At 63.6% G+C, this 13028-nt stretch carries 16 protein-coding genes; 8 read left to right on the forward strand and 8 right to left on the reverse strand.

Features of this window, described 5'->3' with window-relative positions:
- Positions 1–115: 115 nt before the first annotated feature.
- The 5 genes from ruvB to ACYG9V_RS02065 all read right to left on the reverse strand — a co-directional run bounded on the left by ruvB (position 116) and on the right by ACYG9V_RS02065 (position 3697).
- Positions 116–1153, reverse strand: a complete 1038-nt coding sequence (ruvB, locus tag ACYG9V_RS02045) for a Holliday junction branch migration DNA helicase RuvB (protein WP_023700287.1) — start codon at positions 1151–1153, stop codon at positions 116–118.
- Between the two features lie 43 nt (positions 1154–1196).
- A complete protein-coding gene (ruvA, locus tag ACYG9V_RS02050; protein ID WP_023668770.1) occupies positions 1197–1817 on the reverse strand; it encodes a Holliday junction branch migration protein RuvA in 621 nt (206 codons plus the stop codon).
- A 10-nt stretch (positions 1818–1827) separates the two neighbouring features.
- Positions 1828–2334, reverse strand: coding sequence for a crossover junction endodeoxyribonuclease RuvC (ruvC, locus tag ACYG9V_RS02055; protein ID WP_023668769.1), 507 nt, complete (start codon positions 2332–2334; stop codon positions 1828–1830).
- Positions 2335–2400: 66 nt separating this feature from the next.
- Positions 2401–2931 (reverse strand): protease adaptor protein RcdA, encoded by a 531-nt coding sequence (gene rcdA / locus ACYG9V_RS02060; protein WP_023668768.1) that lies wholly within the window; start codon positions 2929–2931, stop codon positions 2401–2403.
- Between the two features lie 385 nt (positions 2932–3316).
- On the reverse strand, positions 3317–3697 hold the full coding sequence (locus ACYG9V_RS02065) for a hypothetical protein (RefSeq protein ID WP_352765343.1): 381 nt from the start codon (positions 3695–3697) through the stop codon (positions 3317–3319).
- Between the two features lie 310 nt (positions 3698–4007).
- On the opposite strand from ACYG9V_RS02065, the gene ACYG9V_RS02070 reads away from it, so the two are divergent.
- A complete protein-coding gene (locus ACYG9V_RS02070) occupies positions 4008–4559 on the forward strand; it encodes a DUF2269 family protein (protein WP_023694595.1) in 552 nt (183 codons plus the stop codon).
- Between the two features lie 7 nt (positions 4560–4566).
- Here the strand turns inward: ACYG9V_RS02070 and ACYG9V_RS02075 are convergent, their stop codons facing one another.
- Positions 4567–5337 carry a sulfite exporter TauE/SafE family protein gene (locus tag ACYG9V_RS02075; RefSeq protein ID WP_023668765.1) on the reverse strand — a complete coding sequence of 257 codons (771 nt, stop codon included), beginning with the start codon at positions 5335–5337 and terminating at the stop codon, positions 4567–4569.
- A 229-nt stretch (positions 5338–5566) separates the two neighbouring features.
- Here ACYG9V_RS02075 and ACYG9V_RS02080 point away from each other — a divergent pair, with 229 nt between their 5' ends.
- Entirely contained in the window at positions 5567–6064 is a 498-nt protein-coding gene (locus tag ACYG9V_RS02080) for a GNAT family N-acetyltransferase (RefSeq protein ID WP_023733012.1), read from the forward strand.
- On the opposite strand, the gene ACYG9V_RS02085 is transcribed toward ACYG9V_RS02080, so the two are convergent.
- The gene (locus ACYG9V_RS02085) at positions 6021–6458 is read right to left on the reverse strand and encodes an Lrp/AsnC family transcriptional regulator (RefSeq protein WP_023704892.1); all 438 of its coding nucleotides are present in this window, start codon (positions 6456–6458) and stop codon (positions 6021–6023) included. The two genes, ACYG9V_RS02080 and ACYG9V_RS02085, sit on opposite strands and share 44 nt — an antisense overlap.
- Positions 6459–6587: 129 nt before the next feature.
- On the opposite strand from ACYG9V_RS02085, the gene ACYG9V_RS02090 reads away from it, so the two are divergent.
- The 3 genes from ACYG9V_RS02090 to ACYG9V_RS02100 all read left to right on the forward strand — a co-directional run bounded on the left by ACYG9V_RS02090 (position 6588) and on the right by ACYG9V_RS02100 (position 9406).
- The gene (locus ACYG9V_RS02090; RefSeq protein WP_023684172.1) at positions 6588–7505 is read left to right on the forward strand and encodes a DMT family transporter; all 918 of its coding nucleotides are present in this window, start codon (positions 6588–6590) and stop codon (positions 7503–7505) included.
- 142 nt (positions 7506–7647) lie between these two features.
- Positions 7648–8295 (forward strand): thiamine phosphate synthase, encoded by a 648-nt coding sequence (locus tag ACYG9V_RS02095; RefSeq protein WP_023733010.1) that lies wholly within the window; start codon positions 7648–7650, stop codon positions 8293–8295.
- Between the two features lie 46 nt (positions 8296–8341).
- Complete coding sequence (locus ACYG9V_RS02100; protein WP_352765346.1) at positions 8342–9406, forward strand: tetratricopeptide repeat protein; 1065 nt, start codon at positions 8342–8344, stop codon at positions 9404–9406.
- Between the two features lie 9 nt (positions 9407–9415).
- Here the strand turns inward: ACYG9V_RS02100 and ACYG9V_RS02105 are convergent, their stop codons facing one another.
- Positions 9416–10432 carry a zinc-dependent alcohol dehydrogenase family protein gene (locus ACYG9V_RS02105; protein WP_023733008.1) on the reverse strand — a complete coding sequence of 339 codons (1017 nt, stop codon included), beginning with the start codon at positions 10430–10432 and terminating at the stop codon, positions 9416–9418.
- Positions 10433–10533: 101 nt separating this feature from the next.
- Between ACYG9V_RS02105 and ACYG9V_RS02110 the strand changes: the two genes are divergently transcribed.
- The 3 genes from ACYG9V_RS02110 (at position 10534) to ACYG9V_RS02120 (ending at position 12928) form a co-directional block, all read left to right on the forward strand.
- Positions 10534–11397, forward strand: a complete 864-nt coding sequence (locus ACYG9V_RS02110; protein ID WP_023733007.1) for a LysR family transcriptional regulator — start codon at positions 10534–10536, stop codon at positions 11395–11397.
- A 141-nt stretch (positions 11398–11538) separates the two neighbouring features.
- Complete coding sequence (gene efp, locus ACYG9V_RS02115) at positions 11539–12105, forward strand: elongation factor P (protein ID WP_023668757.1); 567 nt, start codon at positions 11539–11541, stop codon at positions 12103–12105.
- 22 nt (positions 12106–12127) lie between these two features.
- Complete coding sequence (locus ACYG9V_RS02120; RefSeq protein WP_023733006.1) at positions 12128–12928, forward strand: inositol monophosphatase family protein; 801 nt, start codon at positions 12128–12130, stop codon at positions 12926–12928.
- Positions 12929–13028: the final 100 nt, after the last annotated feature.

A 13028-nucleotide genomic window follows, 5' to 3' on the forward strand; every position in this document is an offset into this window, starting at 1 on the left:
ATCGGAGCAGTTCGCGCCGACATTGCGACGCCCGATACAATCGAGGAATGCGCCTTCACGCTGGCAGGTTTGAGGAGATTCTGCACAGAAATCCGTTCCGAAGAACAAATGTCCGTTACTCTTCCTGGAACAGGTTGATCTGCTGCTGTGCCAGATCCTTTGGCGCGTCGAGGCCGAGATGGCGCCAGGCGTTGGCGGTCAGCACGCGGCCGCGTGGCGTGCGTTGGATGAAACCCTGCTGGATCAGATAGGGCTCGATAATGTCCTCGATGGCGTCGCGCGGCTCGGAGAGGCCGGCGGCGATGGTTTCGATCCCGACCGGCCCACCACCGAAATTGCGCGCGATCATCGAGAGATAGCGGCGGTCGAGTGCGTCCAGGCCGAGCGCGTCGACCTCGAGCCGGGTGAGAGCTTCGTCGGCAATCTGCTTGTCGACGTGGCCGTCGCCGGCGACGGAGGCGAAATCGCGCACGCGGCGCAACAGCCGGCCGGCGATGCGCGGCGTGCCGCGGGCGCGGCGCGCAATCTCAAGCGCGCCGTCGTCGCCGAGCGGCATTTGTAGGATACGGGCGCCGCGGCGCACGATCTGCTCCAGTTCCTCGACCGAATAGAAATTAAGCCGCACCGGAATGCCGAAGCGATCGCGCAGCGGGTTGGTCAAAAGGCCGAGCCTGGTGGTGGCGGCAACGAGCGTGAAGCGGGCAAGATCGATCTTGACCGAGCGTGCCGCCGGACCTTCGCCGATGATCAGGTCGAGCTGGAAATCCTCCATCGCCGGGTAAAGGATCTCCTCGACTGCCGGATTGAGCCGGTGGATCTCATCGATGAACAGCACATCGCGGTCTTCGAGATTGGTGAGAAGGGCGGCGAGATCGCCGGCCTTGGCGATCACCGGACCGGAGGTCGAGCGGAAATTGACGCCGAGCTCGCGCGCCATGATCTGCGCCAGCGTTGTCTTGCCAAGCCCCGGCGGCCCGACGAACAGCACATGGTCAAGCGCCTCGCTGCGGCCCTTGGCGGCCTCGATGAAGACTTTGAGATTGGCCCGCACTGCGGCCTGGCCGACGAAATCGGCGAGCGTCTGCGGCCGCAAGGTCTGCTCAGCATCCTCGCCGCGCTTTTCCGGGGCAATGAGGCGGGGTGAAAGGCTCATGCGGCCTTCCTCGCACAGGGCAAAGGACCGGACAAGCAATCACTCACCGCGCCAGTTCCTTCAGCCCGAAACGAATGAGCTTCGAGGCATCGGCGTCCTCGCCGGCCGTCTTCAGCGCCGCCGCGACAGCATTGGCTGCTGTGTCGCGCGAATAGCCGAGATTGACCAGCGCCGAGACGGCGTCGGTAATCGGCGCCGGCGCCACGCCTTCGCCGAGCTCCTGCTTAAGGCCGATGGTGCCGGAGGCGGTTCCGGCATAGGCCGGCGCCTTGTTCTTCAACTCGGTGACGATGCGCTCGGCCACCTTCTTGCCGACGCCGGGCGCGCGGCTGACCATGGCGATGTCGCGCAGCGCGATCGCATTGGCGAGGTCTGCCGGCGCCAGCGTCGACAGGATGGCCAGCGCCACCTTGGCGCCGACGCCTTGCACATTGCTCATCAACAGCCGGAACCATTCGCGCTCAAGCACCGACTGGAAACCGTAGAGCCGGATCATGTCCTCGCGCACATAGGTCTCGATGAACAGCACCACCGCCTCGCCGGGCGAAGGCAGCGCGGCCAGCGTGCGCGCCGAGCAATAGGCGACATAGCCGACGCCGTGCACATCGACGAGGCAGAAATCCTCCTCGATCTCGTCCAGCGTGCCTTTCAATTTGCCGATCATGCGTGATCCCTCATGCCAGCGCCATCCTGTAGGCGACGCTTTGCCGGTGATGCGCGTGGCAGATGGCGATAGCCAACGCGTCTGCGGCATGTTCGGTGTCGAAAACGGCTTTCGGCAACAGCACCTTTACCATCATGTGGATCTGCTTCTTGTCGCCATGGCCAACGCCGATCACCGCCTTTTTGACGGCATTGGGGGCATATTCGGCCACAACAAGGCCGGCGCGCGCCGGCACCAGCATGGCTATGCCGCGCGCCTGGCCGAGCTTCAGTGTCGCCACCGCATCCTTGTTGACGAAGGTTTGCTCGACGGCCGCTTCCTGGGGCATGGCCGCATGCAGGATCTCGGCCAGCCCGTCATGCAATTGGCAGAGCCGTGTCGCCAGCGCCGCCTTGTCGTCGGAGCGTACAGTGCCGGAGCTGATAAAGCGCAGCGAGTTGCCGAGGCTCTCGACGATGCCCCAGCCGGTGCGCCTCAGCCCCGGATCGATACCGATAATGCGAATCGCTTCCCTCATGCGCGAAGTCTACCTCCGGCGCACAGCGATGTCAGCGAAATGTGAACAAACCGGAAACGGAGGCGTTTAACCTCGAGCGAAAGCCGTGTTCAGCAGCGTGATCTGGTCGGAAACCGGATTGGCGCGGCGGGCGGCGGCAGGCGTCTCGGCAAACGCGCCGCCATAGATCTCTTCGTCCATGCGGCGCACCAGCGCCTGCAGGCGCAGCGAGCGGGTGACGAGGTCGAGGAAATCCTTCGGCAGTTCGCCCCAGCCGACCGCTTCGTCATGCGCCGAGGCGGTGTCGAGACGCACCTTGGATTTTTCCGAAGCAACCTGGTCGCGGGTCATCTCGCCGGAATTTGCCGCCCGCTGCAAAAGCAGCCAGGAGGCGACTTGCATCAACCTTGTGGTCAGCCGCATCGATTCGGCCGCATAGAGCGTCGCCGCCAGCCTGGACAGCTTCTTGGCCTCGGCCCGGCCCTTGCCGTCAAGATACTCGGCTGCCTGTTCGACCAGGCCCATGCCTTCCTGGTAGAGCGGTTTGAAGGATTGGGAGAAAACCCGGCGTTCCGCCAGCTTGATGGTTTTCGCGATGCCCTTCGAAGGCTCGTTCATCGATACGCCCCTGCACTGCCCCGTCGGCTGATTCGGCTTCTCGCCGTCACGCCGGCACCCTAGATGACTGAAGCTTGAAAATGCGCTTCGCCGCCGGCGAAGGCAAGCACATGTTTAACAAACGGTTAACGCCTGCGCAGGGGCGCTAAGCGGACCAAAAGCAGACAAAAAAAGAGCCGCGGATAAGGCGGCTCTCAGGAGTTTAACAGGGAGGCGTCAAACGAAGTGGCTCCAACCACTCGGTAAGAATCCAGATCACTGGATGGACATAGTAAACACCTGTAAAGCTTAATGAACCCTTAACGGCGCGGATATTTCTTGATCGACCGCTGCCCTTCTGTGCCGTATCAGCACAACGGTGCCCTAAGCCTGATCGTCGGCTTGTTCATGCCTTCTTCCACACAGCCGGCAAGGAAATGAAGGCGAACAGCAGCATTGCCGCATAAAACCCCATCGAGGAGGAAGCCAGCACCGGCTCGATCTCCGGATGGCCGGCAAGTTCAAAGTAAAGCCCAATCATCAGTGCGATGCCGCAGATTGCCGTCAGCCAGAAATGCACGACGGCAATCGTCTTTTGCCCGACCGCTGGAAACAGGTGGTAGAAGAAGGCAAACACCGCCGACATCAGCCAGCCCGCCACCATGGTGTGCGCGTGGGTCGGCATCTGCCCATGGTCATTGGAGATCGCCATATGCAGGCCGAGCGCCATGCCGCACAGGGAATAGATGACGGCCAGGGTGAAGAAAATTCGTGCTACGCCTTGCATGGGATACCCTCGTTGGTTGTTGCAGACTTGGTCCGACCGCGCGCGGCCAAAATGGAGCGTCGGTCGCGAGCGGCTTAGTCCCCGCAGGTTTCAGGATCATGCCGCGAACCAGCCAATGCCGACACGGCGTCTATCCGGCAAATGCCGGGTATTGTGCGGGCTGGCGGTAAAATCCGGCGACGGCGCCACCGCAACAAGCCGGCACCCACGCGGCATCTTCTGGATACATGTACGGAGATAATCCGCCCTCCTACGGAAGCAGACGCGCGATAGCAGCGTTTACCCCCGGAACGATGCACAAGGAGCGGCAATGGACTGGTATTCTCTCTTCAAATTCCTGCATGTCATGGCAGCGATCCTCTGGCTCGGCGGCGGTTTCGCCATGCTGCTGGTTTCGATACTCGCCGATCGCGACGGCGACGACGAGACGCTGATGGTCATGCTGAGAACGACGGACAAACTCGGCTTGCGTCTGTTCGTGCCGGCGTCTATCGCGACCCTGGCTTCTGGTCTGGTGCTGACTTCGCTATGGACCGGCTTCTCCGACCTTTGGGTCGTCATCGGCCTTTGCGGCTACGCCGCCGCGTTTCTGACCGGTATCCTCGTGCTGAAGCCTTCGTTCGAAAAGCTTGCCACAATGCTTGCCGCGGACGGCATGACCCCGGCTGCCATAGCGTTTGGGCGCCGCATGATACGGATCGTCAAGTTCGATTTCGTCATCATGATCGTCGTCGTCGCCGACATGGTGCTGAAGCCGACCGCGCACGACATCGCCACTCTCGGCGCCATGGCGGTCGTGGTCGTTGGTGGTGCATCGCTGACCTTTGCGAGCGCCCCGCGAACCAAACCGGCAGCCGCCTGAGCGGGATTTAGAGCAGGCCGGCGATCCCGTCCCAAAGCAGCTTGACCGCGACCACGGCCACGGTCGCGTAGGTGAAGGGATAAAAAATCTCCGGCCGCATGCGCCGCACCAGCCAGGCGCCGGCGATGGTGGCCAGCGGCGCCAGCGGCATCAGCACGGCCGACGCCGTCAGGTTGGCGGTGTCGAACTGGCCAAGCGCGAAGTAGGGGATCAGCTTCAGCGCGTTGGTGGCGGCAAAGAAGATCGCCGATGTCCCCGACAGCACCTTCGGATCGAGCCGGATCGGCAGCGCATAGACCTGGAAGGGGGGCCCGCCGACATGGGCGACGAAGCTGGTGAAGCCGGCGACGGTGCCCCAGAAGGCGGCGGCGATGCGGTTGGGCGCCGCCGCATGGTCGGAACCGTGGCGGAACTGGAGATAGAGCCAGCGCAGCACGAAGATCAGCGCGACAGCGCCGACGATCAGCCGCACCATCTCTTCGGTTACGAGCGCTGCCGTCAGCCAGCCGAGCCCAATGCCGATCACCGCGCCCGGCATCATGTCGACCAGCATCTTTCTGTCGTAGACGCCCCACCACGTCCACACCGAAACGATGTCCATCAGGCACAGGATCGGCAGCAGGATGGCCGCCGCCTGCACCGGCGGCATGGCCAGCGCCATCAAAGGCACGCCAACGAAGCCGACAGCGCCGCCGAAGCCGCCTTTCGACAGCCCGACAAGTATCACCGCCGGAATGGCGGCGGCATAAAACCACGGATCGGCGAGCAGACCTGACATGAACTGGAAATGCTGGAGGGAAGACGGTTGCCCTGCAATAGCCCAGAAACCCTTGCGCCGCGACCGGGAAAATGCCGGCCGTGTCGATCAACTGTGCGTAAAGCGACGGTTCCGGATTTACGGCAAGATCGCCGCCGATGCATAAGGGCGCCGTCCGATGCATCAAGTTTTGACCCCAGGTTTTGGCCCCAGGTTTTGACCCCAGGTTTTTGACCCCAGGTTTTTGACAATGAGCGAACCCCACATCCGCCGCGCCGAAGCGGCCGACCTGCCTGCCATCGTAGCCATGCTCGCCGACGATCCGCTTGGCCGCAGCCGCGAGGATGCGACCGAGCCACTCGCCAAGGCCTATCGCGACGCCTTTGCCGCCATCGACGCCGACCCCAACCAGTTTCTTGCCGTGATGACGGATAGCGGCCGCGTCATCGGCACGTTGCAGATCAGCTATCTCGCCGGGCTGTCGCTGCAGGGCGCCTTGCGCGGCCAGATCGAGGCTGTGCGCGTCGTCGCAGACCGCCGCAGCGAACGGCTGGGACAGCGTCTGCTGGAATGGGCGGTCGAACAGTGCCGTGAACGCGGCTGCAAGATTGTCCAGCTGACCACCAACAAGAGCCGCCAGGACGCGCATCGCTTCTATGACCGGCTCGGCTTCAAGGCCAGCCACATCGGCTACAAGCTGGAGCTTAATTCAGTGGCGGCGGACGGCGCCGGATCGGCTGCGCCTTGATGATGGCGGTGCTGGTCTCCGCCTTGTCGGCGATGCGGTCGAGAAGCTTGTCGAGCTCGCCGATGGAGCGCACGTAGAGCCGGGCCACGAAACAGTCGTCGCCAGTGACCTTGTCGCATTCGCCGAATTCCGGGATCTCCTCGATCAGCTTCTGGACGATATGCAGCTTGCCCGGCAGTGGCCGCACCCGCACGATCGCCTGCAGCGGAAACCCCAGCGCCTCCGGGTCGATCTCGATGGTGAAGGCGCGGATGACGCCGCGTTCCTCGAGCCGCCGCAGCCGTTCCGAGACGCTCGGCGACGACAGCCCGACCTGCTGCGCCAGATCCTTCAACGAAGTCCGCGAATCCAGGATCAGGATGTCGAGAAGCTTTCTGTCCAACTCGTCCAGCATTTTCATCTCCTCGCAAAAGGGCAGCGCGCGCCTTATTAAATAAGGTGTTGCCCCCTTATCACCTTTCATAGGGCATATAAACCCTCAAGACGGCATGAGATTATGGCCTCAACAGATAGAGGTATTGTCATGGACAACACGGTACGCGGCACGATCGAGATGACGGCGGCGATGACGATCGTCGGCACGATCGGCTGGTTTGTCGTCATGTCGGGCCAGCCCGTTATGGACGTGGTGTTCTGGCGCTGCGCCTTCGGCGCGGTGGCGCTGCTGATCACCTGCGCGGCACTCGGGCTGCTGCGCGGCAGGCTGACGCTGCGCATTGTTGCCATCGCCGCTCTTGGCGGCGCGGCCATTGTCATCAACTGGCTGTTGCTGTTCAGCGCCTTCTCCCGCGCCTCGATCTCGATTGCCACGGCGGTCTACAACACGCAGCCCTTCATGCTGGTCGGCTTCGGCGCGCTGTTCTTCGGCGAGCGGCTGACCCTGGCCAAGCTGACCTGGCTCGGCATCGCCTTCGCCGGCATGCTGCTGATCGTGCAGACAGGGCCCGATGCGGGTGTCGGTTCCGGCATAACCGGCACAGATTATGTCATCGGCATCGTCATGGCGCTCGGAGCGGCCTTCTTCTGGGCTGTCGCGGCAATCGTCGCCAAGAAGCTCAAGGGCACCCCGCCGCATCTGATCGCGCTGATCCAGGTCTGCGTCGGCGTCGTCATGCTGGCGCCCTTCGCCAACCTCTCGCATTTGCCCGCCGATGCCTGGAGCTGGGCCATGCTGGCCACGCTTGGCGTCGTTCACACCGGCCTGGTGTACATATTGATGTACGCCGCCATCCAGAAACTGCCGACGCATCTGCAGGGGTCGCTGTCCTTCATCTATCCTGTCGTGGCGATCCTGGTCGATGTCATGGCTTTCGGCCACCGGCTGCATCCGGCCCAGCTCGTCGGCGCCGCCGCGATCCTGGTCGCCGCCGCCGGCATGAACCTCGGCTGGACTTTGTGGAAAGCCAAACCAACGGTCGAAAGCCCGCAAGCCGTCAAATGAGCCGCAGAGCGTCGGCTCGCCGGCGATCGTAAACCAAAGCCAGCGCATCGTTCCCCGCCCGCCTGTTCAAGGCGGGCGCTTTGTTCTATGCCGCAATGCAACCATCTTCGCCCGGCATAGGCGAAACCCGGGATCGAAAGCCATGAACGACGCAACACCCCCCAACCGCTGCCGCATCGTGCTGATCGCACCCAAGGACGCTCCGGCCGAGCGCATTGCGGCTGCCTTCGACGGCGGTGATATCGCTTCGCTGATCCTGCCTGAGAGCGGCATGGACGAGGCTGCCTTCCAGGCCTTTGCAGAACAGATCGTACCGGCCGCGCAAGCGGCCGGCATCGCCGTCATCATCGCCGGCGATACCCGCATTGCCGGCCGTGTCCAGGCCGACGGCATTCATGTCGAGGTTTCCAAGGACGCGCTCGCCGAGACCATCGAACACTTCCAGGGCAAGATGATGGTCGGCGCCGGTGGCGCCAAGACGCGCGACGACGCGCTGGAACTCGGCGAAACCAGACCCGACTACATCTTCTTCGGCCGCTTCGGCTACGACAACAAGCCGGAACCGCATCCGCGCAACCTGTCGCTCGGGCAATGGTGGGCGGACGTGATTGAGATCCCTTGCATTGTCATGGCCGGTTCCGCCATCGCCTCGGTCGAAGCGGTGGCCGCCACTGGCGCCGAGTTCGTGGCGCTGTCCAGCGCCGTCTTTGCCGAAGGCGCCGATCCTAAGGCGGCGATTGCCGCCGCCAATGCGCTGCTCGACCAAACCGCGCCGCGCTTCGGGGGCTAACGTGCGCCGACATGGACTTCCTCTCGCGGTTCTCGTTGCGGCCTTGATGAGCGGGGCAGCGATCGCGGCGGAGACCGTTCCGCTGCCGCAGCCGAGGCCGGACACCAGCGCGCCCGCCCTCAGCGTGCCGGATGCGATCGCTCCCGATGCGGGTGCTCCAAAAGCCGGTGCCACGGATTCCGGCGTCCATATCGACAAGCCCATCGACACCCCGCTGCCGCAGCCGGCGACAACCGCGCCGCTGCCGTCGGCCGACGCGATCAACCCCGAACGTTTCGGCGCCAAGCCGGCGGACCCCGCCTATGGCGCTTTCCAGCGCGGCCTTTACAAGACGGCCTACAATCTGGCGTTGGTGCGAGCTCAGAATGGCGACCCGGCGGCGCAAACGCTGGTGGCCGAGATCCTGTCGCGCGGGTTGGGCGTGCCGCTCAACCCAGCGGAAGCCGCCAAATGGTATGCGCAGGCCGCCGAGCAGGGGATTCCTGAATCGCAGTTCCAGTATGCGCTGATGCTGCTCGACGGCCGCTACGTCAAGAAGGACGAGAAGGGAGCTTATGCGCTGATGCAGGCCGCCGCCGAGGCCGGCAACCGGCTGGCGCAGTTCAACTTCGCGCAATTGCTCGTGCAGCAGGATCCGGGCGATGCCGGCATCGCCAGGGCTGTGCCTTATTATGAGCGTGCCGCGGCGACAGGGCTTGCCGACGCCCAGTATGCGATGGCGCAGGTCTATGCCAATGGCGTCGGCGGCAAGACCCGCGACGATGGAAAGGCCCGCAGCTTGCTGGCACAGGCTGCCAGGCAGAACTACGACACCGCGCAGATCGATCTTGCCGCCTGGATGATCGAGGGCCGGGGCGGTGTTCGCGACCTGAAATCCGGCTTCAACTGGATGAAGCAGGCAGCTGAAGGCGGCAATGTCGCTGCCCAGAACCGGTTGGCAAAGCTCTATATGGGCGGCATCGGCACCGACCCCGACCTGATCTTGGCCGGGGCCTGGTATGTGGTCGCCCGCCGCGCCGGCCTTATCGATCCGGAGATGGACGATTTCCTGCAAGGGCTGACCGACGACCAGACAAAGCAAGCCTTGCAGAAGGCCAACCGCCTGCCCTGACACGCAACGTCACTGTGTATGATCCAGCACGACCTTGCCGAAGGGAGAGCCGTGTTCGAGATGGCGAAAGGCCTGCGCTGCCTCTGCCCATGGGAAGACCCGGTCGATCACCGGCCGCAGCCGATTGACGGCGAGCGCCTGGTTCATCGCTTCGAAGGACTCGCGCGAGCCGACCGGTATGCCGCGTGCTTTCACCTGGCGTCGGAAGATGTCGAGCGGATTGATCACCCCTTCGCTGCCGCCGAGATAGCCGATGACATTGATCTGGGCGCCACGCGCCGACGCCTTGAGCGAATCCGCGAAACTCTGGGGACCACCGACTTCGATGATGTGGTCCGCGCCACGGCCATCGGTCAGCGCCAGCACGGCCGACGACCAGTCCGGATTGTCGCGGTAGTTGATGCCGTGATGCGCGCCGAGCTCTTTGGCCCGGACAAGTTTCTCATCGCTACTCGACGTAACGACGACCCGCGCGCCGGCCGCCTTCGCGAACTGCATGGCAAACAGCGATACGCCTCCCGTGCCGAGGCTGAGCACGGTCTCGCCCGGCTTGAGGTTGCCTTCCGTAAACAAGGCATGCCAAGCGGTGACGGCGGCGCAGGGTAACGTCGCCGCCTCTACGTCGCTGAGATGCGCCGGCGCGATGACAGCCGCCTGTTCGTCCAGCCGGGCGAATTCGCTCAGCAAACCGTCGATGGGGCCACCGCGCTGGTATGAGGGTTCGGCCATGGCGAAGCTGCCGCCGACCCATCGCTGCCAGAACGTGCCGCAGACCCGGTCGCCAACCTTGAAGCGGCTGACCTCGGGGCCAAGCGCGACGACCTCGCCGACGCCGTCGGAAAGCGGCACCAGCGGCAAGGGGAATGTCGTGTGATAGCTGCCGCGCGCGATCTCGACATCGCGGTAGTTGAGCGCCGTCGCCTTTACCCTGACGATCATCTCCTGACGGCCGGGCTCCGGCATTGGTCGTTCGACCATCTTGAGATTGTCGATGCCGCCCGGCTTCTGCAGTTCGATTGCCTTCATTGTCGTCGTCCTTTCGTTTGAAAGGAAAATTGCTTGCCAGGCGATGGATTTCAAATTCATAATGTTTACAATGATTATGCTTACGAGACATGGTTCTAGCTATGCTTGAGGAATTGCGCACGCTCGCCCTGTTTGCCGAGGAGGGCTCGATCCAGAAGGTCGCCCGGCGCCTGCCGCTGACGCAGCCGGCTGTGACCCGGCAAATCCAGCGGCTGGAGGACATGCTTGGCACGACGCTGCTCGACCGCCGGCAAAAGCCGCCGCGACTGACGCCGACGGGGCTGGAAGTGCTGGCGCGCGGACGCGATATCATCGCTTCCGTAGAAGCGCTGAAATCCTTCGCCGGAAAGACCGAGCCGGAAGGACTGTTCCGCCTGGGTCTCGCCCATGGCCTCTCGGACCGCGACATCGCCGGGGCCATCGCCAACGCCGCGGCGGCGTTCCCGAAAGTGTCGCTACGGCTCAAGACCGGCTGGAGCGCCGAACTGATCGATCAATTCCAACGCGGCGAGCTCGATGTGACGATTGTTCTGCGATCGTCGGACAAGCCAGGTCCGGAAGCGCTTGGCACTGAACGTCTTGGCGTCATAGCTGCGTCCACCGTCGCCGATCCGGAAGACGGTGGCCGGACACCCATGCCGTGGGTGCTTAGTCCGGCACCTTGCGACGCGCGCCAGAAGCTCACGTCCGTTCTGGTCGGCGGAAGGCGTTATTTCGAGATCGCGGCGGAGATACAGGATCCGGCCTTGCAGATGGAATGGGTCCGTCGGGGGCACGGCCTTGGGCTAGTGCCGTTGCGTCTTGCAAGGCGCGGAATTCCCGACGGCCTCATGCTGGTCAACACGGAAGATGTCGACCTTTCCTTGCAGGTCGCCGCACTTCGTTCGCCTCATCTCAACCGGCTGACTGAGGCTGCGGACGCCATCGTCGAGGCCGTCGGCAAAGTCATTGCGGCCCAGGTTTGAGGCTACCAGCCCTTGTCGGGCGATCTGGCATCCCTTGCCTCTCCTGCCGATTTGTGGTCTTGGGAGCCCGAAATCGCTTATCCAGCGACCATCCTCATATCAACGGCCAAGCCGTTGCTAGCATCCCGGATCAATCTCATCATGGCCAAGATCAATGGCAACGAAATCCGTCCCGGCTATGTCATCGAGCACGATGGCGGACTTTGGGTGGCGGTCAGGACCAACACCGTCAAGCCCGGCAAAGGCGGCGCCTACAACCAGGTCGAACTGAAGAACCTGATCAACGGCACCAAGCTCAACGAGCGCTTCCGCTCGGCCGAGACCGTCGAGCAGATCCGGCTCGACCTGAAGGATTTTTCCTTCCTCTACGCCCAGGACGACGCACTGGTGTTCATGGACACGCAGAGCTACGAGCAGCTCGAGCTGGCGAAGGATTTCGTCGGCGACCGCGCCGCCTTCCTGCAGGACGGCATGATGGTGACGGTTCAGCTCTATGAGGACAGGCCGATCGGCATTTCGCTGCCCGACCAGGTGACGCTGACCATCACCGAGGCCGACCCGGTGGTGAAGGGCCAGACGGCCGCGTCCTCGTACAAGCCGGCGGTCCTGGAAAACGGCATCCGCGTGCTGGTGCCGCCATTCATCGGCGCCGGCGAACGCATCGTCGTCGACACCAACGAACTCACCTACATGCGCCGCGCAGACTGACACGTAGGCAGGAACAGATACGATGGCACGCTCCGCACTTCTCAATGTCATGGTCCAGGCCGCCATGAAGGCCGGCCGCTCGCTGTCGCGCGACTTCGGCGAGGTGCAGAACCTGCAGGTGTCGATGAAGGGACCGGGCGACTATGTCAGCCAAGCCGACCGCAAGGCCGAGGACATCCTGTTTGCCGAACTGTCGAAGGCACGGCCGGGCTATGCCTTCCTGATGGAAGAGCGCGGCATGATCGCAGGGGACGACGACCAGCACCGTTGGATCGTCGACCCGCTCGACGGCACCACCAATTTCCTGCACGGCATTCCGATCTTTTCCATCTCGATCGCGCTGGAGCGACAGGGCCAGTTGGTCGCCGCTGTCATCTACAATCCGGCAATGGATGAGCTCTACACCGCCGAGCGCGGCGGCGGCGCCTACATGAACGATCGCCGGCTGCGCGTTGCCGGCCGCAGCAAGCTCACCGACTGCGTCATCGGCTGCGGCGTGCCGCATCTCGGCCGCGGCCAGCACGGCAATTTCCTCGTCGAGTTGCGCAATGTGATGGCCGAGGTCTCGGGCGTGCGCCGCCTGGGTTCCGCCGCGCTCGATCTCGCTTATGTCGCCGCCGGCCGCATGGACGGCTTTTGGGAAACCGGCCTTTCGGCCTGGGACATTGCCGCCGGCCTGCTGCTGATCCGCGAGGCCGGTGGCTTCGTCTCCGACATGGATGGAGGCCAGGATATGCTCGAGGCGGGTTCGCTCGTCGCCGGCAACGAGGTCATCCAGCGCGCGCTGCTCAAGGCGGTGAAGAAGCCGCTTTCGGCGCGCTGATCACTTGGCATGCCGGCGCGGCGTGCTGAAGCGCCGCAGTCGCAAAACCGCAATCAAAGCTTGAAATACTGCCCGGCGGCCGCCCAGATAAGGGTGACGC

Source organism: Mesorhizobium sp. W016 (assembly GCF_054719485.1).